This is a genomic window from Sphingomonas cavernae (assembly GCF_003590775.1).
Classification (GTDB): Bacteria; Pseudomonadota; Alphaproteobacteria; order Sphingomonadales; family Sphingomonadaceae; genus Sphingobium_A; species Sphingobium_A cavernae.
The window spans coordinates 268,895-290,018 of record NZ_QYUM01000002.1 but is presented as its reverse complement, the minus strand read 5'-3'; the positions used below and the strand labels follow the sequence as shown (position 1 = coordinate 290,018).

General features: G+C 65.0%; 17 protein-coding genes. 8 read left to right on the top strand and 9 right to left on the bottom strand.

The window, feature by feature from the left end:
- Positions 1–92: 92 nt before the first annotated feature.
- From D3876_RS01730 to D3876_RS01695, 8 genes are read right to left on the bottom strand one after another with little or no spacing between them, the layout of a single operon-like run.
- Positions 93–1,247 carry an acetyl-CoA C-acetyltransferase gene (locus D3876_RS01730; protein ID WP_119759392.1) on the bottom strand — a complete coding sequence of 385 codons (1,155 nt, stop codon included), beginning with the start codon at positions 1,245–1,247 and terminating at the stop codon, positions 93–95.
- Positions 1,248–1,256: 9 nt separating this feature from the next.
- On the bottom strand, positions 1,257–2,330 hold the full coding sequence (locus D3876_RS01725; RefSeq protein ID WP_119759391.1) for an acyl-CoA dehydrogenase family protein: 1,074 nt from the start codon (positions 2,328–2,330) through the stop codon (positions 1,257–1,259).
- Positions 2,331–2,336: 6 nt separating this feature from the next.
- The gene (locus D3876_RS01720; RefSeq protein ID WP_119759390.1) at positions 2,337–3,488 is read right to left on the bottom strand and encodes an acyl-CoA dehydrogenase family protein; all 1,152 of its coding nucleotides are present in this window, start codon (positions 3,486–3,488) and stop codon (positions 2,337–2,339) included.
- Positions 3,488–4,237, bottom strand: coding sequence for an enoyl-CoA hydratase family protein (locus D3876_RS01715; protein WP_119759389.1), 750 nt, complete (start codon positions 4,235–4,237; stop codon positions 3,488–3,490). The genes D3876_RS01720 and D3876_RS01715 overlap by 1 nt, the downstream gene beginning before the upstream one ends.
- A gap of 3 nt (positions 4,238–4,240) precedes the next feature.
- Positions 4,241–5,320 carry an NAD(P)H-dependent flavin oxidoreductase gene (locus tag D3876_RS01710; protein WP_119759388.1) on the bottom strand — a complete coding sequence of 360 codons (1,080 nt, stop codon included), beginning with the start codon at positions 5,318–5,320 and terminating at the stop codon, positions 4,241–4,243.
- Positions 5,320–6,192 carry an enoyl-CoA hydratase gene (locus tag D3876_RS01705; protein WP_119759387.1) on the bottom strand — a complete coding sequence of 291 codons (873 nt, stop codon included), beginning with the start codon at positions 6,190–6,192 and terminating at the stop codon, positions 5,320–5,322. The genes D3876_RS01710 and D3876_RS01705 overlap by 1 nt, the downstream gene beginning before the upstream one ends.
- Positions 6,193–6,195: 3 nt before the next feature.
- Positions 6,196–6,996 carry a CoA-transferase subunit beta gene (locus tag D3876_RS01700; protein ID WP_119759386.1) on the bottom strand — a complete coding sequence of 267 codons (801 nt, stop codon included), beginning with the start codon at positions 6,994–6,996 and terminating at the stop codon, positions 6,196–6,198.
- A gap of 13 nt (positions 6,997–7,009) precedes the next feature.
- Entirely contained in the window at positions 7,010–7,885 is an 876-nt protein-coding gene (locus D3876_RS01695; protein ID WP_119759385.1) for a CoA transferase subunit A, read from the bottom strand.
- A 297-nt stretch (positions 7,886–8,182) separates the two neighbouring features.
- Here D3876_RS01695 and D3876_RS01690 point away from each other — a divergent pair, with 297 nt between their 5' ends.
- Entirely contained in the window at positions 8,183–8,944 is a 762-nt protein-coding gene (locus tag D3876_RS01690; protein ID WP_119759384.1) for an SDR family oxidoreductase, read from the top strand.
- Between the two features lie 15 nt (positions 8,945–8,959).
- On the top strand, positions 8,960–11,266 hold the full coding sequence (locus tag D3876_RS01685) for an arylsulfatase (RefSeq protein WP_119759383.1): 2,307 nt from the start codon (positions 8,960–8,962) through the stop codon (positions 11,264–11,266).
- An 8-nt stretch (positions 11,267–11,274) separates the two neighbouring features.
- Here the strand turns inward: D3876_RS01685 and D3876_RS01680 are convergent, their stop codons facing one another.
- On the bottom strand, positions 11,275–11,901 hold the full coding sequence (locus D3876_RS01680; protein ID WP_119759382.1) for a TetR/AcrR family transcriptional regulator: 627 nt from the start codon (positions 11,899–11,901) through the stop codon (positions 11,275–11,277).
- 175 nt (positions 11,902–12,076) lie between these two features.
- On the opposite strand from D3876_RS01680, the gene D3876_RS01675 reads away from it, so the two are divergent.
- The 6 genes from D3876_RS01675 (at position 12,077) to D3876_RS01650 (ending at position 21,118) form a co-directional block, all read left to right on the top strand.
- Entirely contained in the window at positions 12,077–14,263 is a 2,187-nt protein-coding gene (locus D3876_RS01675) for a TonB-dependent receptor (RefSeq protein ID WP_119760898.1), read from the top strand.
- A 14-nt stretch (positions 14,264–14,277) separates the two neighbouring features.
- The gene (locus tag D3876_RS01670; protein ID WP_119759381.1) at positions 14,278–15,309 is read left to right on the top strand and encodes a metallophosphoesterase family protein; all 1,032 of its coding nucleotides are present in this window, start codon (positions 14,278–14,280) and stop codon (positions 15,307–15,309) included.
- A 5-nt stretch (positions 15,310–15,314) separates the two neighbouring features.
- Positions 15,315–16,091, top strand: a complete 777-nt coding sequence (locus D3876_RS01665) for an SDR family NAD(P)-dependent oxidoreductase (RefSeq protein ID WP_119759380.1) — start codon at positions 15,315–15,317, stop codon at positions 16,089–16,091.
- A gap of 37 nt (positions 16,092–16,128) precedes the next feature.
- On the top strand, positions 16,129–17,262 hold the full coding sequence (locus tag D3876_RS01660) for a tyrosine-protein phosphatase (RefSeq protein WP_238475196.1): 1,134 nt from the start codon (positions 16,129–16,131) through the stop codon (positions 17,260–17,262).
- Positions 17,263–17,500: 238 nt separating this feature from the next.
- Entirely contained in the window at positions 17,501–19,831 is a 2,331-nt protein-coding gene (locus D3876_RS01655; RefSeq protein ID WP_238475195.1) for a TonB-dependent receptor, read from the top strand.
- A gap of 33 nt (positions 19,832–19,864) precedes the next feature.
- Positions 19,865–21,118 (top strand): MFS transporter, encoded by a 1,254-nt coding sequence (locus D3876_RS01650; protein WP_119759379.1) that lies wholly within the window; start codon positions 19,865–19,867, stop codon positions 21,116–21,118.
- Positions 21,119–21,124: the final 6 nt, after the last annotated feature.

Here is a 21,124-nt window from a genome sequence, read left to right as displayed (position 1 = left end):
CCTTCAACAATGTCCGTTTGTGTCGAGCGCAGTCGAGACACGCCCGCGCGGTGCCTGACGTCCCTCGACTTCGCTCGGGACGAACGGCGTGTTCATGACAGTCTTTCGATGATGGTGACGTTGGCCTGGCCGCCGCCTTCGCACATGGTCTGAAGGCCGTAGCGGCCGCCGGTGCGCTCGAGCGCGCCGAGCAGCGTGGTCATGAGACGCGCGCCGGTGGCGCCGATGGGGTGGCCGAGCGCGATCGCGCCGCCCTGCACATTGACCTTTTCGTGCGGGATGCCGAGTTCCTGCATCCACGCCATCGGTACTGAGGCGAAGGCCTCGTTGCATTCGAACAGGTCGATGTCGTCGACCGACATGCCCGCCTTTTCGAGCGCGTACTTCGTCGCGGCGATCGGGCCGGTGAGCATCCAGATCGGATTGTCGGCGCGGACCGAGAGGTGGTGGATGCGCGCGCGGGGCTTGAGGCCGTGCGCCTTCACCGCGGCTTCGCTCGCGATCAGCAGTGCTGCCGCGCCGTCGCAATTCTGGCTGGCAATGCCCGCGGTGATAACGCCGCCTTCATTGACGGTCTTGAGCGTCGCCAGACCCTCGGGCGTCGTCGCGGGGCGAACGGTTTCGTCCTGCTCAAGCCCTTTGAAGGGCGCGATTTCGTTCCTGAACCAGCCATTGTCGATCGCGGCCTGCGCGCGGCGGTGCGACTCGGTGGCGAACGTTTCCATCGCCTCGCGGCTGATCTGCCATTTGTTGGCGATCATCTCGGCCGACTTGATCTGGTTGATCTCCTCGGTGCCGTAGCGCGCGTCCCAGCCCTTGGCTCCGATAAAAGGGCTATCGAAGCCATAGGGCTGGCCCGCGAACATCGCCGCGGAGATCGGAATGGCGTTCATCGCCTGGCTGCCGCCCGCGACGACGAGGTCCTGCGTGCCGCTCATCACGCCCTGTGCGGCGAAGTGGATCGCCTGCTGCGAGGAGCCGCATTGCCGGTCGATGGTGACGCCGGGGACGTGCTCGGGCAGGCCCGCGACGAGCCATGCGGTGCGGCCGATGTCGCCCGCCTGCGGGCCGATCGTGTCGCAGCAACCCCAGACGACGTCGTCGACGAGATTGGCGTCGATGCCTGTGCGCTCAATGAGCACCTTCAGCGGGTGCGCGGCGAGATCGGCGGGGTGGACGTGCGCGAGGCTGCCCTTCTTGCGCCCGATGGGGGTGCGGACCGCGTCGATGATATAGGCTTCGGGCATTGAGGTTCCTCAGGCGAAAGTGTGGCCGGGGCCGATCGGGAGGCTGCCGCCGATCACGGCGGCGTCGATGCGGCGAAGGTGGAAGGCGCGGTCGCCCCAGCCGCCGGAAAGCGCCCAGCAGCGCTTCATCCAGAAATGGAGGTCGACCTCATAGGTATAGCCCATCGCGCCATGGACCTGGATCGCGGTCTCGCCCATCGCCCAGGCGGCGTCGGTGGCGGCGATCTTGGCGTGGCTGACATGGACCGCGGCGTGCGCGGAGCCCTCGCCGAGCGCGACTGCGGCGCGCTGGAGCACGGGCTTGGCGAACTCGATCTTCACCACCGCCGTTGCGAGGTGATGTTTCACCGCCTGAAAGCTGCCGATCGGCTGGCCGAACTGGTTGCGGTTCTTCGCATATTCGGTGCTGAGCGCGAGCATGGCATCGGCGATGCCGACGAGCTGCGCGGCGCTGATCAGCGCGGCGTGATCGAGGAGTGCATCGGCCGATCCGACCGCGACGCCCTCGGCCGCGACGGGCGCGAAGATGCGGCGGAGCGGGTCGACGCTGTCGAGCGGTTTACCCTCGGAGTACCCCGGCGAAGGCCGGGGTCCAGCGCCCAACGACTCCTGGACCCCGGCCTTCGCCGGGGTTCGCTGTGCGAGCATCAGGGCTTCATCTTTTACCGAAAGCAGGTGCGTTGCCGCATCGAGATCGGCGACCCAGGGATTGAGCGGATGCTGGAGCGCGACCTTCGCTTCGCCCGAAGCGATCGCGCCGAGCAGCGCGTCCTGCCCGCCCGCCTTGGCGAGCAGCGGGGCGGCGATCAGCGCGGTGTCGGCGATCGGTTCGGCGACGCCCGCGCGGCCGAGTTCGGCAGCGATGAGCACGCCGTCGAGCAGCGACAGGCCGAGCCCGCCCGCGGCCTCGGGGACGAGCAGGCCGGGCAGGCCCATTTCGACGAGCCCCTGCCAGATGGCGGCGGAGCGGCGGCCTTCGCTGACGTCGAGTTCGCGCAGAACCTCGGGCGTATGGACGCCCGCCAGATAATCGCGCACGCCCTGTGTAAGCGTCGCCTGATCTTCGGAAACCGTGAAGTCCATGGCCGCTTACCTCGGCAGGCCGAGCAGGCGCTCGGCGATGATGTTGCGCTGGATCTCGTTCGATCCGGCGTAGATCGGGCCCGAGAGCGAGAAGATATAACCCTCGAGCCACGCGTTGAGCTGGCCGCCATCGAAGTGCCGCAGCTCGGCCGAAGCGCCCAAGAGCTGCATCGCGGTGCGATGCGCGGCGCGGTCGAGTTCGGACCAGAAGATCTTGTTGAGGCTCGCTTCGGCGCCGATATGGCCCCCGGCCATGATCTTCGAGGCCACGGCATAGGTGTTGTAGGCATAGGCCTGCGCGTCCATCCACGCCTGCATCACCTGTTCGCGCGCGGCGGGCGCGGCCTTGGCCTCATGCTGGCGAAAGAGCGCGACGAGGCGCGCGGCGGCGGCCTGAAAGCGCGCGGGCGAACGCAGCATCAGCCCGCGCTCGAAGCCCGCGGTCGCCATCGCGACATTCCAGCCTTCGCCTTCGCCCGCGATGCGGTTCTCGACGGGCACGCGGACCTCGTCGAAGAACAGTTCGGCAAAGCCCGGATCGCCGTGGAGCTGGCGGATCGGACGACGCGTCACGCCGGGAGCGTTCAGATCGAACAGGATGAAGCTTAGCCCCTTGTGGCGCTTCGATTCTGCATCGGTGCGGAACAGGCCGAAGCCCCAGTCGGCGAAGCTCGCGCGGCTCGACCAGGTCTTCTGGCCCGAGATCACGTAATGATCGCCGTCACGGATCGCCTTCGACGTGATCGCGGCCATGTCCGATCCCGCATTGGGTTCGGACCATGCCTGCGCCCAGATCACCTCGCCCTTGGCCATGGGCGTGAGGAAGCGCGCCTTCTGCTCCTCGGTGCCGAACTCCATGATCGTGGGACCGAGCAGGAAGATGCCGTTCTGGTTGGCGCGCAAGGGGGCGCCGGCGCGGTAATATTCCTCTTCGAAGATCAGCCACTGGATGAGGTCGAGCCCGCGCCCGCCATAGGCCTCGGGCCAGGTGACCATGCCCCAGTTGCCGCTGGCGAGCTTGCGCTCCCATTCGACATGCTGGTGATAGCCCTCTTCGCGCTCGAGCGTGACGAGCGGTTCCTTGGGGACATTGGCCTTCATCCACGCGCGCACCTCGGCGCGGAAGGCCTGTTGTTCGGGGGTATAGGCGAGATTCATCAGAATTTGGCCGCCTTGCCCGTTTCGACAAAGGCGTCGCGGGCCTTCTGGCTGTCTTCGTGCATGTACATTTCGAGGGTGAATCCCTGTTCGAAGCGATAGCCGTGATCGACATCGCGCGGCTCGAGGCCGTTCAGCGCCTCCTTGGCGAGGACGAGCGCCTTGCGCGACTTGCCTGCGATCACGCCCGCAAAGGCGCGTGCTTCCTCGGCCAGCGCCTCGCGCGCCACGACCTTTTCGACCGCGCCGAGCCGGTACGCTTCCTCGGCGGGAATATTGCCCCCGGTGAAGAAGGCGGCGCGGACCTTGTGGAGCGGCAGCATCCGCGAGAGGTGCGAAGCGCCGCCCATCGCGCCGCGATCGACCTCGGGCAGCGAGAAATAGGCGTCATCGGCGGCGATGATCGTGTCCGACGCGCCGCAAATGCCGATGCCGCCGCCGATCACGAATTTGTGGACCGCGGTGACGACGGGCACCTCGCATTCGCGCACCGCCTTGAAGGTCAGGAAATTGCCGCGGTTGAGCAGCGTGATGCGCTCGGGATGCGCCTGCATCTCCTTGATGTCGACGCCCCCGCAAAAGCCGCGGCCTTCGGCGCGGATGAGGACGACGTTGACCTCGGGGTTGGATCCCGCCGCGCGGATGATCGCGGGCAGGCTGTTCCAGGTTTCGCTGTCGAACGCGTTGACCGGCGGAACGTCGAAGACGATCTCGGCGATGCGGTCCTTGATTTCGGTATGGATCGGCATGGTTCAGGCCACCGTTTGCGGAGAAGAGGAGAGGGCGGCGAGGCGCGCGCGCGCGTCGCGCTCGATGCCGGAAACGAGATCGGCGCAGCTCGGCAGATCGTCGAGCCGGCCGGCGACGAGCCCCGTCGCCATCAGCCCGTGATCGGGATCGCCCTCGACCACCGCCTTCTGGATGAGCATCGGCGCGGAGGCCGCCATCATCGCCTGCGGCAGCGTGAGCCCGCCATGGCTGGTCATGCCCCTGGCGGCCTTGAACAGTTCGCCGAACGAGGCGCCCGTCTGGCGCTTCATCTGCAGCCCGCTCTCGATCGCGCGGCGCCAGATGCCGAGCCCGGTCGAGCGCTCGATCTTGTTGAGCAGCGCGTTCTTGATCATGCGCTGCGGCAGGCCGTCGACCTTGGTCGAGACGAGGATGTCGTCGGTGCCCGCCTTCACATAGCGCGCCTTCGTAATGTCGGGGATCGGGCTTTCGCGCGTCATCAGGAAGCGCGTGCCCATCGCGATGCCGACCGCGCCAAACGCCAGCGCCGCCGCAAGCCCGCGCCCGTCGCCGAAACCGCCCGCGGCGATCACGGGCACCTTCACGCTGTCGAGCACCTGCGGGAGCAGGATCGTCGATGCGACCGAGCCGGTATGTCCGCCGCCTTCGCCGCCCTGCACGGTCACCATGTCGACGCCCAATTGCACCATCTTCTGCGCATGCTTGACCGCGCCGACGGTGGGGATGCAGAGGATGCCTGCATCCTTGAATCGGCCGATCATCTTCGCGTCGGGCCCGCGCCCGAAGCTCACCGCGCGCACCTGATCGCGGTGCTTCAGGATGATCTCGACGATCTCCGCCGCGCCGGGCTGGAACATGTGGAAATTGACGCCGAAGGGCTGCTTCGTCCCCTGCTTGACGCGCAGGGTCGCGGCCTCCAGCTCGGCGGGCTGCATCACCGCGCCCGCGAGGAAGCCGAAGGCGCCCGCCTCGCTCGACGCGATCACCAGCCCCGGTGTCGCGATCCAGCCCATCGCGGTCTGGATCACGGGCAGGCGGCAGCCGAGCCGTTCGGTCAGCAATGTCTTGAGCGGATCGGCCATCAGCTCTTTTCCGCATCCTTCTTGTTGGCTTCGGCCATCGACTTGCCCGTGAGGCCCGCCAGGCTGTTGCCCGTCACCAGATCGTTCTGCGCGTGCGCGAAGTGGTGCATGTGGAAGACCGCATCCATCGCGGTGCGCTTGCCGCGCAATTCCTCGACATGATTGATCGCCTGCTTGGTGAGCGAGAGGCCGAGACGCGGCATTTCGGCGAGCTTTTCGGCGACCTTGCGCGTCTCGCCTTCCAGCTCGTCGCGCGAGACGACGCGGTTGACCATGCCCAGCTCATGGGCGCGCTTGACGGGCATGCGCTCGCCCAGCAGCAGGAATTCCTTGGCGATGCGCGGCGGCAGCTCGAAGGCGTGCGCGAAATATTCGACGCCGGGAATGCCCATGCGGACGACGGGATCCTGGAAGAAGGCGTCGTCCGAGGCGACGATGAGATCGCACACCCAGGCGAGCATCAGCCCGCCCGCAATGCACGCGCCCTGCACCATCGCGACCGTGGGCTTGGGCATTTCGCGCCAGCGGCGGCACATGCCGAGATAGACTTCCTGCTCGCGCGTGTAGAGGAATTCGGCGGCGGGCTTGTTGGTGTGATCAGGCCAGAGCAGCTTGCGCTCGAAAGTCTTGTTCACGTCGCGCCCCGGCGTGCCGATATCGTGGCCCGCGGAGAAATGCTTGCCCGAGCCTGCGAGCACGATCGCCTTGACCTCGTCGTCATCGATGGCGCGGCGGAACGCGTCGTCGAGCGCATAGGTCATCTGGCTGTTCTGCGCGTTGTTGAAGGTCGGCCGGTTCATCGTGACCCAGGCGACGCCATTTTCGACGCGGTAGAGGACGGGCTCGTCGGTTTCGTAGACGATATCGGCCATGGATCAGCTCCTTTTGCCCGCGGGATTGTCCTTGAGCACGCTTGCCCGGAGGTTGTACGGATCGAACCGGGCGATGATCGCGAGCTGCTCAGGCGTCGGCGCGGGTGTTTCCTTGATGTCAGGCGCAGCCTCGAGCGCGAAGCCCGTCGCCTCCTGCACCTGATCGAAGCTCACGCCGGGATGGAGCATGATGACGCGGATCGCGTTGTCCGCGCCGCCGAAATCCATCACGCAGAGATCCGTGACGATCAGCCGCAGGTCGACGAAATCGAACCGCGCGCCGGGGATGCGCCGCGCGGGATTATAGCCCACGCTCGACACCATATCGACCTCGCCCTCGACGAAGACGCGCTTCGAGTGCGCGGGAATGAACATCGAGTTGATGTGGTAGATCGAGTTGCCCGGAAAGCCGCGCGCGCCGAGCATCTGCACCTTGGGCTGGTCATAGGTGCCGCCCAAATACGAGATGTTCATCTGGCCGAAACGGTCGATCTGGCTGGGCGAGACCATCGCATGGCGCTTGCCCGGCCACACCGCTGCGTCGAAATAGCGCGAGAAGGGGAGGTAGCCCGCGGGCTTGCGGTCGTCATAGCCGCGCGGGCCCAATGGCACGGGATCCTCGACCAGCCAGGCTTCGCCATCGGTCATCATCAGTTCGGGGGTGTGCGTCACCTTGGCAAGTGAGGCGGCGAGCCGCGGCGCGGTGCCGATGCCCGTGGCGACGAGTTCGCCATTGCCGCGCCACGCCTCGGAAGCGGCGACGATAAGCTGTTCGCAGAGCGTGAATTCGGGTGCGGTGGTCATGTGGTCATCCGCCTCAGAAAATGGGAAGGGGGAGGCTGGAGACGGCGTCCTTGCCGCCGACGCGCTCGATATAGCCCGCTTCGTCGGCACCGATCGTGTCGGCGAGATAGGCGTCCCAGCCGCCTTCGGCGCGGGCGCTGTCGGCATAGGCTTTGAGGTGCTTCATGTCCCAGCCATAGGACGGGGGCATCGAGGTCGGGTGCGCGCCCAGCGGCGCTTCGATCACGCCATGGATGAAGCAGCGCTCGACGATATTGAAGCGCGCATCCTCGGGATAGCTGTGATCCATGCGCTCGACCACTTCCTCGGCCGAGACGAAGGTCTTGTCCGCGGCGCGCGCGAACCATTCGTCATAATAGGTGTCGGGACCGAGCGCCTGGATATTGCCGAGCTTGTCGGCGCGGTGGACATGGAGCAGCGCCGCATCGAGGCGAAGCGCGGGCATCGCCAACAGCACCTCGCCATCCTCGTAAGGCGACTGCACCGTCTTGAAGCCGCCATGCGTCATCACATCGGTGCCGAGCCCGACATGCGTGGGGAGGAAGGGCAGGCGGAACGCCGCGGCCTTCAGGCCCCATTGCAGCATCCCTTCGTCGAGCTCGAGGATGTCGAGCGTACCCGCCTCACGGCTTTTACGGAAATAAGGCTCGAGCGGGATCGCATCCATCGAGACGAAGCCGAAGATCACCTTTTTAACCTTGCCCGCCGCGCAGAGCATGCCGACATCGGGGCCGCCATAGGCGACGATCGTCAGGTCCTTCAGATCCGAGCGCAGGATCGCGCGGATCAGCGCCATCGGCTTGCGGCGCGGGCCCCAGCCGGCGATACCGATCGTCATTCCGCTTTTCAGCGAGCCGACGAAATCCTCGATGCTCATTTGCTTGTTCAATCGTCTCTCCGGCGCGTGATGGCGCGTCGCCGGAATTTCGGCGCGCGCACGATGTCCGGATATCGCTAGGCCCGGGGCCAGATCGTCCGCTACCACCATATGGAGAGAGACAAATTGGGCGCGCCGGTGAACTACAGCGTCGCGCGTTAAATGGGGCTCGGTGCTCCTGCGAAAGCAGGAGCCCAGATGTCCGGCCATATCGACGTTTTCGGCATGGGCTCCGGGTCAAGCCCGGAGCACTGATATGGATTGGATTGAGCGCAATATGCTCTAGTCGGGCGGGAGACGGAGACGGGAATGGCCGAACAGAAGCGCATCGCGCTTGTCACAGGGGGAAGCCGGGGCATTGGCAGGGCGATCGCCGAACGATTGCTCGGTGATGGCATGCGGGTGGTAATCTGCGGCCGCACCTCGCCCGATGATCTCCCCCGCCATGGCGACAGCATTTCCGAGTTCGAAAGCTGTGACGTCCGCTCGGTCGATGAGGTGAGTGCGATGGTCGATCGCATTGCCGAGCGCCATGGCCGTCTCGACCTCGTCGTCAACAATGCGGGCGGCTCGCCCGAAGCCGACGCCGCCACAGCCTCGCCGCGGCTTTCGGAAAAGGTGATTGCGCTCAACCTGCTCGCGCCCCTGCATGTTTCGCAGGCCGCGAACCGCATCATGCAGGCACAGGAAACGGGCGGGAGCATCATCAACATTGCGAGCGTCTCTGGCGTCCGTCCTTCGCCCGGCACCGCGGTCTATGGCGCGGCCAAGGCGGGGTTGCTCAGCCTCACCCAGTCGCTCGCGATGGAATGGGGGCCCAAGGTCCGCGTCAATGCGGTGATCGTCGGGCTCGTCGCGACCGAGGCGGCGGCTGATCATTATGGCGGCGCAGAGGGCATGGAACGGATCGGTGCGATGCTGCCACTCGGCCGCATGGCGAGGGGCAGCGATGTCGCGGCCGCAGTCGCCTTTCTCGGCTCGGCGGACGCGGCCTATGTCAGCGGCGCGCAGATCGCGGTGCACGGGGGCGGCGAACGGCCGCTGTTCCTCAATCTCGCACGTGGAGAATAAAAAAGGGGAGGGGGAATGCGGTATCTCGCGCTGAGTCTGGTGGTGCTGGCGTCGTCCGTTGCGGCGCAGGACCGGACCGTGCTACCTCCGCCCGAGCAGCCCTTTTCGGGCACGATCGGCGAAACCTACCGGGACTCGAAGCCGGCGATACCGAAGCCGGTGCGCGCGCCGGCGGGTGCTCCCAATGTCCTCCTGATCCTTACCGACGATGTCGGCTTCGCCGCGGCAAGCACCTTTGGCGGGCCGGTCCCGACGCCGCATCTCGACCGGCTCGCCGCGCGCGGGCTGATCTATAACCGCTTCCACACGACCGCGATGTGCTCGCCGACGCGCGCCTCGCTGCTCACCGGGCGCAACCATCATGCGGTCTCCACGGGGCTCATCACCGATCTCGCGACGGGCTTTCCCGGCTATTGGGCGACGATCCCGCGCTCGGCGGCGACGGTCGCCGAAGTGCTGCGGCAGAATGGCTGGAACACCGGCTTTTTCGGCAAGCATCACAATGTGCCGGCGGCTCAGGCTTCGGCCGCGGGGCCGTTCGACCTCTGGCCGACGGGGCTTGGCTTCGAATATTTCTATGGCTTTGTCGGTGGCGACACCAATCAGTGGCGGCCCAAGCTTTACCGCGGCACAACGCCCGTCGCGCAGCGCCACCATCCCGAGACCACGCTCGACGGCGATCTGTCGGCCGACTTGATCCACTGGATCCACAACCAGAAGGCGGCCGCGCCCGACAAACCCTTCTTCGCCTATCTCGCGCCGGGGAGCGCGCATGCGCCGCATCAGGCGCCGGCGGAATGGATTGCGAAGTTCAAGGGAAAGTTCGACGGCGGCTGGGACCGCTTGCGCGAAGAGAGCTTCGCGCGGCAAAAGACGCTTGGCATCATCCCCGCCGACACGGTGCTCACCCCGCGCCCCGATGTGCTTCCCGCATGGGACAGCCTGTCCGCCGACGAGCGCCGCGTCCACGCGCGGATGATGGAGGTGTTCGCGGGCATGCTCGCCTATCAGGACGCCGAAATCGGCCGCGTGCTCGACGAGCTCGATCGCATGGGGCAGGCGGAGAACACGCTCGTCCTGTTCATCGAGGGTGACAATGGCGCGAGCGGTGAGGGCGGGCCGACGGGCGAAAGCAACGAGATCGGCAAGCTCGCCAATGGCGTAGCAGAAGATACGGGCTGGCTCCTCAAGACCATGCCCGACATGGGCGGACCCGAAAGCTATCAGCTCTTTTCGGCGGGCTGGGCATGGGCGACCAACGCGCCCTTCCAGTGGACCAAGCAGGTCGCCTCGCACCTGGGCGGCACGCGCAACGGTCTGGTCGTGTCTTGGCCGAAGCGAATTGAGGCAAGGGGAATCCGCAGCCAGTTCACGCACGTCACCGACATCATGCCGACGATCCTCGAGGCGACGGGCGTGCCGATGCCGGTGCGGGTCGACGGCGTCGATCAGCAGCGCGTCGATGGCGTGAGCATGGTCTATAGCTTCGCCGAGGCGAAGGCGCCCGAACGCCACCGCACGCAATATTTCGAGTTGCTGGGCAATCGCGGCATCTACGCCGATGGCTGGTTCGCCAACACCACGCCCAGGCGCGCGCCATGGGATCCGCGGCCCGTTCAGGGGCTCCCCACCGATTATGCGTGGGAGCTCTACGACCTGAACCGCGACTTCAGCCAGTCACGCAACCTGGCGGCCGCCAATCCCGCAAAGCTTGCCGAACTCCAGTCGCTGTGGATGCGAGAGGCCAAGGCCAACAACGTCTTTCCGCTCGACGATCGCTTCGGCGTCGCGCGCGTGATGGCGGGTGGTCTGCCCGCGATGCGTCCCAGCACGGTCTTCTGGGGAAGCGGCATCAGCGTCGCGCAGGCGGCGGCACCGTCGATCAACATTCGCTCGTTCAGCATCATTGCCGATGTCGTCGTGCCCAAGGGCGGCGGCGAGGGGGTAGTTCTCGCTAGCGGCAGCCGATTCGGCGGCTGGAGCTTTTTTCTGGATCGTGGGCGGCCGGTCGCGGTCCATGCCTTTTCGCAGCAACCACAGCACCAGTTCCGCATCGCCGCGAAGGAAAAGCTTGCTCCCGGTCCGGCACAGCTCCGTTTCGATTTCGATTATGCGCGCGGCCCGGGACAGGGCGGGGCGCTCAAGATCAGCGCCAATGGCCGCCCGCTCGCTGCGGGCAAGGTTGACCGCACGATCCTCATTGCGGCGGGTCTCGGTGAGACCTTCGACATCGGCTGCGACACGGGGGCGCCCGTTGCCGACTATCGGGGCACGGGCGACTTCACCGGCGAGATATCGAAAGTTGAGGTCCGGCTTCGCTGAGCAGCGGTCTATCTCGCCGTTGCTGGTGCGACCGCGGCGCGCGTCAGCAGGTGAAGCAGCTCCCGGAAGCTTTCGAGCTCTTTCGGATCAGCGGCATCATAGCTGCGGTTGGAACCGAGCTGCTTGCCGTTGCAGACATAAAAGAGCGAGCTTGATCCTACTGCGTTGACCACGTGCATCGGCGGGATCGGGCGGAAGTCGCCCGCGGCGATGCCCTCATTCACCACCATCTCGACGTCGCGAAGCAATATATTTGAGAATTGCGTCGGATTGCCGCGGCGCGGCGTCACGTCGGCGACGAGCCGTTGGATGATGCGCGCTGCCGAGGGACGCGCGACGAGGAAGTCGAGCCAGCCGTCGAGCAGCCCGAGCAGCCTGTCGATCGGCTTGTCGTTCGCGGCGATGCCTTTGAGCGCCTGCTGGTGCATGCACGCGAAGATGTCTTCCTCGACCGCGTCGTAAAGCTCCTGCTTGTTCGCGAAATAATAGATGATCGACGGCCGCCTGATGCCGACCGCGGCTGCGACGTCCTCGAGCCGTGCGGTCGCGAAGCCGACTTCGGCGAAAACCGTCTCTGCGGCCTCGAGGATCGCCTGACGCGTTGCTTCGCCGCGCGCATGCCTGACCGGTTTCATGTTCAACTCTCGACCCTTCATTTCACCCCCGCCGACGCCCCGGCGAAGCCGCGCCCTTGTGGAGCAATAAAATCCGGCTTGCAATCTACCTACATGACGGTAGAAAATCTACCTACATGAAGGTAGAATCGCAAGGGCGGCAAACGCTCGCCTTAAGTTCATGGAGGGGAAGACGATGACAATTCACAAGGTTTCCAAGCCGTTGACGTGCCTGCTGCTGTGCAGCTCGGCGATGAGCTTCGCGCATCCTGCGCTGGCGCAGACGGGTGAAACCACGCTCGACGATGCCACGGGACTCGAGGAAATCGTCGTCACCGCGCAGAAGCGCGAGGAATCGCTTCAGGACACGCCTATCTCGATCGCGGCCTTCACCGCCGACGATCTGGAAAACAAGGGCATCAGCGGTCTGGTCGATCTGCGCGCCAATGTTCCCAATCTTCAGCTTACCCCGCATCCCAACAGCGCAGCGACCACGCAGATCTTCATGCGCGGCGTCGGCCTGAGTGACGACCAGATCACGCAGGATGGCGGTGTCGCGGTCTATATGGACGGCGTCTATGTCGCGCGCAGCCAGGGTCAGGCGCTCGAAGTGGCCGAACTCGAGCGTGTCGAGGTGCTGCGCGGGCCGCAGGGCACGCTCTACGGGCGCAACGCCACGGGCGGCGCGATCAACTTCATCACGAAAAAGCCCGAGCTCGGCGAGTTTCGCTTCAAGGGCCAGTTTACGCTCGGCAACTATGACAATCGTCGCGTCAAGGCGTCGGTCAACGTCGCCTTGGGCGAAACGCTGGCAGCGCGCTTCTCCTACATGGTGGCTAAGCAGGACGGCTTCATCGACAACCCGGGCACGATCGTGGAGCGCTGGGGCGACAAGGACCGTCAGGCGATGCGCGCCGATGTGCTGTGGCAGCCCTCCGACGCCTTCAACCTGCGCTATTCCTATGACCGTTCGGAGATCGAGGACACGCCGATCTATGTCGCGCTCTCGCCACTCCACCCACGGACGATCCCACGCCCCGATGCGGGCAGCCCGCTGGTCCGCGACGTCGTGCCCAATGACGTGACTTCGCAGGGGCACAGCTTGATCGCCGAATGGAATGCCAGCGATTCCATCCTGCTCCGCTCGATCACGGGCTATCGCAAGCTCGATAACTTCCAGAACCAGGATTATCTGACGGGCGCGGTCGGACCGTTCCCGCTCCAGAAGAACAGCAGCCGCGCGAAGCAGGACCAGTGGAGCCAGGAACTCCAGCTCATCGGCGACGCGCTTGACCGGCAGCTCGAATATGTCGTCGGCGGCTATTGGTTCTCCGAAGAGGGCGACAATTTCAGCAACAGCTTCAGCCCGCCGACGCGCACGCGCAGTTTCACGACCACCACGATCAAGAACGAAAGCTGGGCCGTCTTCGGCCAGGCAACCTACAGCCCCGAAGCGCTGGACCGCCGCCTCCACGTGACGATCGGCGCCCGCCAGAGCTGGGATCAACGCGAAGCGACGCTCGCCCGCCAGACCCAGGTCAATAACGGGCCGATCGTGCCCGTGCCGGGCATCGGCGACGGCAACCGCAAGTTCAAGGATTTCAGTCCCAGTTTCGTCCTCGCCTATGACGTCGCCGAAAATGCGAACGTCTATGGCAAGGTGGTGAAGGGCTATAAGTCGGGCGGTTACAACACCCGCGCCAGCTCGATCGCGCGCTTCAATCAGGGCTTCGATTCGGAAACGCTCTGGTCTTACGAACTCGGCATGAAGAGCCAGTGGCTCGACAATACCGTGCGATTCAACGCCGCGGCGTTCGTCTCGAAGTACGAGGACATCCAGATCAACGTGCAGTCCGATCCGACCAATATCCGGATCACCGACGTGCTCAACGCGGGCAAGGCGACAGTAAAGGGCGTAGAAGTTGATGTGACGCTTGCGCCCGTCCGTTCGGTGCGGCTCGGCATCAACTATGGGTATCTCGACGCGCAGTATGACGAGGTCATCGACGCGGCGGGCAATGACGTTTCGGCCAATTACCGCTTCACCAACGCGCCGAAGCACACGCTTGCGCTCGACTTCAACTATGATCTGCCCGAACTGCCGATCGGTCAGGTTTCGGCAAACGTCAACTACACGATGCAGAGCGACAAGTTCACCAGCTCCACGATCACGGGCGGCAAATATATCATCGGCGATTATGGCCTGCTCAATGCGCGGCTCAATCTGGCGGAGATCCCCGGCGTCGACGGCGTGCGCCTTGGCCTGTGGGGGCGCAACCTCACCAATACCGACTATTACATCATGCAGTTCAACATCGGCCGACCGGGCGCGCTGTTCGGCGAACCGCGAACCTATGGCGTCGACCTGAGCTTCGATTTCTGAGCGGAGGGCTTGCGATGAAAAGGGCATGCATCGCGCTTGGCGTTCTCGCGCTCTCATTGCCCGGCGCCGCAAGCGCCGGGCAGGGGGGCAGGGATTATCATGCGGGCATGCCCGACGTCGCGCGCACGCAGAAGGATTTTGCGGGTGGCGCGGACGAGTTCCGTTTCGTCGTCATCGGCGACCGGACAGGCAAGCACCGGCCGGGCGTGTTCGAGCACGCGATGGACAAGGTCGAGCGGCTGCGCCCCGATTTCGTCATCAACATCGGCGATCTCATCGAGGGCAATACCGAGGACCGGCAACAGCTTGATACCGAGTGGGCCGACGTCAATGCCGCTATCAATCGGCTGAGCGTCCCCTTCTTCTATGTGCCGGGCAATCACGACCTGACCAACGAGGTGCAGCGCACCGACTGGCGCAAGCGGCTGGGGGGCGACTATTACAGCTTCACCTACAAGAACGCGCTGTTCCTTGTGCTCAACACCGAGGATCCGCCGCAGCCCAAGATCGCGCGGATGAAGCTGTTCCAGGAATATGGCGGCGAAGCGATGAAGGCCGTGTTCACCGCGCTCCAGGGCGACCCGGCCGAGGCGGAGGCGCTGTTCGCGAAGGACCCCAGGCTAGCCGAACTGGCGGCGAAGATCCGCGGCTCGGAGAATGTCGCGTTCAGCGCCGATCAGGTAAAGATGGTGCGCGAGGCGCTGGCGAAGAATCCAAAGGCGCGCTGGATTTTCGTGCTGATGCACCGCCCCGCATGGAAGATCGACTCTCCTGCCTTTCGCGAGATCGAAGCAATGCTCAAGGGCCGCCCACATACCGTGCTTGCGGGGCACTATCACAAATACGCTTATGAGGCGCGGGACGGGCGTGATTATATCCAGCTCGGCACCACGGGCGGGGTGCCCGGCGGGGCGGCCGACGACCCGTCCGTGGTCGATCACCTCATGTGGGTTTCGATGAGCAAGGATGCGCCGCGGATTACCAATCTCCGTCTCGATGGATTTTTCGACAAACAGGGCCCGGCAAAGGCCAAAGCGAAGGAATGACCCGAATGACCCTGACGCCCGCGCTTGGCACGCCCGCAACCGCCGTGATCGTGACGGGAGGGGCGTCAGGCATCGGCCTCGCTTCCGCGCGCGCGATCGCAGCGGTCGGGCGTGCAGTTGCTCTCTTTGACATCAACGCCTCTCTGGCCGAAGCCGAAGCCGCGCGCATCGCAGACGAATTCGGCGTAGCGGCGGCGGGTGTCGGCATCGACCTGCGCGATCTCGACGGATTCGCGCCGGCGATCGATGCGAGCCGGGATGCGCTCGGTCCGATTGGCGGGCTCGTCCATGCTGCCGGCATCGTCGACACGGGTTCGCTCGCAGGGATCACCGTGGAAAGCTGGGACGCGGGGATCAACACCCACCTGCGCGCACTCGCCTTTCTGGTGCAGCAGCTCTACGGCGATTTCGCGGCGAATCCGGGTTCGGCGGTGGTCGCGATCGCTTCGATCAACGCCACGCTCGGCAATGCGGTCAACCCCGTCTACAGCGCGGCCAAGGGTGGCATGCTCTCGCTCGTTCGGTCGCTTGCCGACCGGCTTGCGCAGGACGGGATCCGGATCAACTCGGTTTCGCCGGGGCAGATCCTGACCCCCATGACCAAGCCCGCGATCGACCATCTCCCCGATGGCTTTTTCGAGAAACGCATATTGCTCGGACGCATTGGCGAGCCCGAGGAAATCGGCCGTGTCGTGCGCTTTCTGCTCTCGAGCGAAGCCAGCTACATCACAGCGGCAGAACTCGTCGTCGACGGCGGCAACATCTCGTCGCAGCGCGGCTGAAGCTGAATTTTTGAAGGGGAAGGCGATGCGACAGCACATGCACCATCGATCGAGCGTCGCGTTGGCAGCGCTTCTGACAATGCCCATGCTGCACGGCTGCGCGACGGTTGCGGAGCGCCCCGCCGTCAGCGCGCAGGCGAACGCGGTCGTTCCGTTTCAGGCCGCGAAAGCCGGACGCGTCGGCGAGAGTGCGGACGTCGTGATATCCTGGTCGGCGCCTGGCGCGACGTCAGTGACCATATTCGCGGGCACCGATCCGGACTCGATCGAGCGGGTGTCTCCTGTCGCGCGCGGCGGCAGCGATGGCAGCGCAACAGTGACCGGCCTTGCGCCCGGCAAGCGCTGGTTCTTTGCACTCGTCCCCGATCGCGGCGCGCCGCTCGTCATCGCGGATCGCGCGTTGCACCTGGCGACGATGCCCAATCTGCGCGACATCGGCGGCTACCGGACCAGCGACGGCCGCTGGGTGCGCATGGGCATGCTCTACCGCTCGGATCAGCTCGACCGGCTGAGTGATGCCGATTTTGCGACTTTCTCGAACCTTGGCGTCGGGCTCATCGCCGACCTCAGGACCGCGACGGAACGCACGCGCGAGCCCGACCGCGTGCCCGCGGGCACCGAGCATCTCGTGCTCGACGTGGCTGCGGGGAGCAAGGGCGGCCTTGGGGGCGACATGCGCCAGGCGATGCAGATGATCGCGACGGGCAAGGGCGCCGAGATGCTGACCGAGGCCAATCGCGAGTTCGTGAGCCTCGACAGCGCGCGCTCGGCCTACGCCACGTTGCTTGACCGCATCGCGGCACCCAGCGCACCGCCGACGCTCTACCACTGCACCGCGGGCAAGGACCGTACAGGCTGGGCAACGGCGGTGATCCTGACGATGCTCGGCGTGCCACGCGAGACGGTGATCGCGGATTATCTCGCGAGCAACATCTATCTCCACCGCAAGAATGAAGCCGCGCTCGTTGCCATCGCGAAATCACCCACGCCGATCAGCCGCGAAAATCTCGAACCCGTGATGACGGTGCGCGCGGCCTATATCGAGGCTGCCTTTGCCGAGGTCGAACGACGCTACGGCTCGTTCGATCGCTATGTGAGCGAAGGGCTGGGCATTGACCCCGCCACGGTCGAGAGATTGCGCCATCGCTATCTGACAGGTCAATCCGACTGAGGGCGGACAACGCTCCGCCGTTTATTCTTCCTGAGAAACAGTCTGATCTTGGTCGCGCTCTTGTTGATGTGCGGGCTATCCGCAAGGATGAGCGTGCGGCAGAGCTGATCGGCTCATCAACTGCGTAGGCAGTGCCGCGATATGACTACGAAAATCGTAGCATGTGGGGAGGAAGTTCAATGCCGGTCGGCTGACCGGCGCGATGCTTGATCCCGATCACTGGTGAGCAGGAGGGATGATGAATCGCGCTCGATTGACCGTGCTGATGAACAGCGCCGCAGTTTTGGCCTTTGCCGCGCCCGCATTTGCGCAGGACGCCGCTTCCGACAATTCCGGTATCGGCAATGAAGAGATAGTGGTCACGGCGCAGCGCCGTGAGGAGCGACTGGTCGATGTGCCGATCTCGGTCTCAGCCATGGGAAGCGAGGCGCTCGACCGCGGCGGCGTTACCAATGTCTCCAACATCGGCACCTATGTCCCCAACATCCAGATCAACCAGACCGTGGGCAATACCTTCGGGCCGTTGATCTCGATCCGCGGTCTTGCGCCATCGTCCGACACCAGCCTCGGACGCGATCAGCCCGTTGGCCTCTACATCGACGGCGTGCCGATCGCGAAGTCGACGGGGGCTGCCTTCGACACCGTCGACCTCGAACGCGTCGAAGTGCTGCGCGGTCCGCAGGGGACGCTTTACGGCAAGAACACGATCGGCGGGGCGGTCAACCTCATTACGCGCAAGCCGTCGGGCGAGTTCGGCGGGCAGTTGACGCTCGGCGCGGGCGAGGACGATCTCTACACGCAACGTATCTGGGTCGACCTCCCCACCATGGGCAGCGAGGATGATGCCCTCGGCACGCTCAAGGCGAAGTTCGCCTATTCGGGGCGACAGTTCGACGGGGCCTACAAGAATACCGGCCCGTCGCTCGATTTCGGGCGGCAGCGGTTGAATGCGGGGCGTGTGGATCTGCTCTGGGAGCCGACCGACAGACTTTCTATCGCCTATGGCTTCGATATCAGCGACAGCAAGGGCAGCGGCGCGATGCTCGCGATCAGCGCGCCGGGAAGCATCGCGCCGGGCACGCCGCTCTATCGGCTCATCGCACCCTATATCCATCCAGAACGGCCCAAGAGCATTTCGGCGGACAACAACATACGCAGCGACTTCAAGGTTTCGGGACACGCCGTGACTGTCGAATATGATGCCGGATCGGGCGTTCTCGGCGATGTCACACTCAAATCGATCTCGGCATGGCGCAAGCTCAGGACGCGCAGCGACAGCGATTTCGACGGCACGCCAAACGACCTTATCCGCTTCACGCTCAACAATGATTACCAGCAGTTTTCCGAGGAATTTCAGGTCATCGGCAGTGGCGATGGCATCAAATATACGCTCGGCGCCTTCTACATGCGCGACAGCTACAGCGTGTACAATCCGCGCTGGAATTTCCAGTTCGGTGGCAACCGGTTCGATCTGAGCGAGCGCGGCGCGAATAACTATTCGATCGCGGGCTATGGTCAGTTCACCTGGACGCCGCCCATCCTCGACGAGCGGTTCGATATCGCGCTCGGTCTGCGCTGGACCAAAGACACCAAGGATGTGTGGGAGCGCTTCATCTCCTACGCCACCTATGCCGCCAACCCGAGCAACCCAAATTCGGGCGTCTTTGAGCGCGGCCCGGGGGGCGTGCCGATCACGGTCAGCGGCGGCCCGCCCATCAATGCGCTGCCCGGGCGGATACCGGGACCCGACGATCTGATCCCGCTCCAGAACAAGAAATCCTGGTCGCAGCTCAGCCCCGAACTCAACCTGAGCTACAAGCTGGACGACGACTGGAACCTCTACGGGCGCGTTGCGACGGGGTTCAAGAGCGGCGGCTTCAACGACACCGCGTCGAACAACGCGGCGTTCGACACGCCCTATGACCCCGAAAAGCTGCTCTCCTTCGAGATCGGCACCAAGGGATCCTTCTTCGATCGCAGACTGAATCTGAGCGCTGCGGTCTATCACAGCATCTACAAGGATTTTCAGGCGGGCGTGTTCGTACCCGCGGTGATCACCACCAACATCATCAACGCCGGCGAGGCGCAGTTCACGGGCTTCGAGATCGAGGGGCAGGTGCGCCCGATCGACAGCCTCAGCGTCAATTTCGGCTATGGCTATCTCGACGCGCGCTATGAGGAGTTCATTTTGCCCTCGGGCGTCGACGTGACCGACACCTACAAGATCCCGCTCGCGCCCAAGCACAACTATCTGGTCGGTATCGAGCATCGGCTCGATCTTGGCGGACCCGAGCTTGTCTCCAGCCTCAACTATTCGTGGCGCAGCGAGCAATGGGGCACGATCACCCCCGACGTGCTCAGCAAGCGCAAAGCATACGGCCTCCTAGACGGGCGCCTGACGGTGGCGGGGATCACGCTCGCGGGTGATACCGAAATGGAATTGTCGGTCTGGGGCAGGAACCTGACCGACGAGAAATACTGGGTCAGCGGGATCAACCTGAGCGTCTTCACTGTGCGCCAATGGGGCGATCCGCGCAGCTTCGGGGTTGAGGCGAGGATCAAATTCTAGACGTCGGGCCGGTTGGGGCTAGGAGACGCAACCATGGCGACGGGTCTGTCGCGCGCAGGGTTTGCCGCGCTTGTGGCGACGACGCTGGCGACCGTGATCGGCAATACCGGGCTGATTTCGGTGATGCCCGCTATCGGCCGCGAGATCGGGATATCCGATTTTCTCATCGCCAGCGTCTTCTCGCTCTCGGCGCTGATGTGGGCGATCAGTTCACCCTGGTGGGCCGCGCTGTCGGATCGGCGCGGCCGTAAGCCCTTCATCCTGCTCGGACTCGCGGGTTTCGTCTTCTCGATGATCGGGTGCGGACTGGTCGTGCTTGCGGGGCTGGAAGGGCTGGCCGCGCCGTTCGTGATATTCCTGGCCTTTCTGCTGATCCGTTCGAGCTATGGCATGTTCGGATCGGCTTCTGCGACCGCGAGCCAGGCCTATGTCGCCGAGCGGACCACGGGCGAGCACCGCGTCCGCGCGATCGCGGCGCTGGGTGGCGCGCTGAGCCTGGGGACGATCCTCGGCCCTGCGCTCGCGCCCTTTCTCATCCTGCCGCCCGCGGGGCTGGCCGGGCCGATGTTCATCTTTGCACTGGGCGGCGTGGCGATCATCGCGGCGGTGGCGGCTGTGCTCCCCGCCGACACGCGCGCAGCGCAGGCTGTGGCGCATGACGCACCGGGCATGACGGGCCGCGAGATCTGGCACCATGGCGCGGTCAGGCCGTTTCTGGTTTACGGCTTCATCGTCAGCTCCGCGCAGGCGGCCAACACCTACACGCTCGGTTTCCTTGTCATCGACCGGCTGGGGCTTCCGCCGATCGAGGCGCAGGGCGCGATCGGCATGGCGATGGTCGCGGGTGCGGTCGCGGGGCTCGTCGCGCAATGGGGGTTTGTGGGCATGGCGGGGATGATGCCGCGCGCACTGCTCCGCTGGGGCGCTGCACTGGCGCTGATCGGCAACGTGTTGATCGTGGCGCTGCCCGGATATGCCGCGCTCGTCGCAGCGTTCGCGCTCGTCAATCTCGGTTACGGGCTCGCCCGGCCGGGCTTTACAGCAGGCGCGTCGCTGGCGGCGCCCGATGCGGGACAGGGTGCGGTGGCGGGTGCGATTTCGTCGATCGCGGGCGCTGCGATCGTCGTGCCACCCGTGCTGGCCGTCGCGATGTACCAATTGTTTCCCGCTGCGCCCTTCATTGTGCTCGCAGGACTGATGGCGGCGTCGCTGATCTATGCGCTGGTAACGCCGGCATTGGCGGAAACCGGCGCGCGCAAGCCCGCGATCGTTTCCTGTGAGCGATAGTTTGTC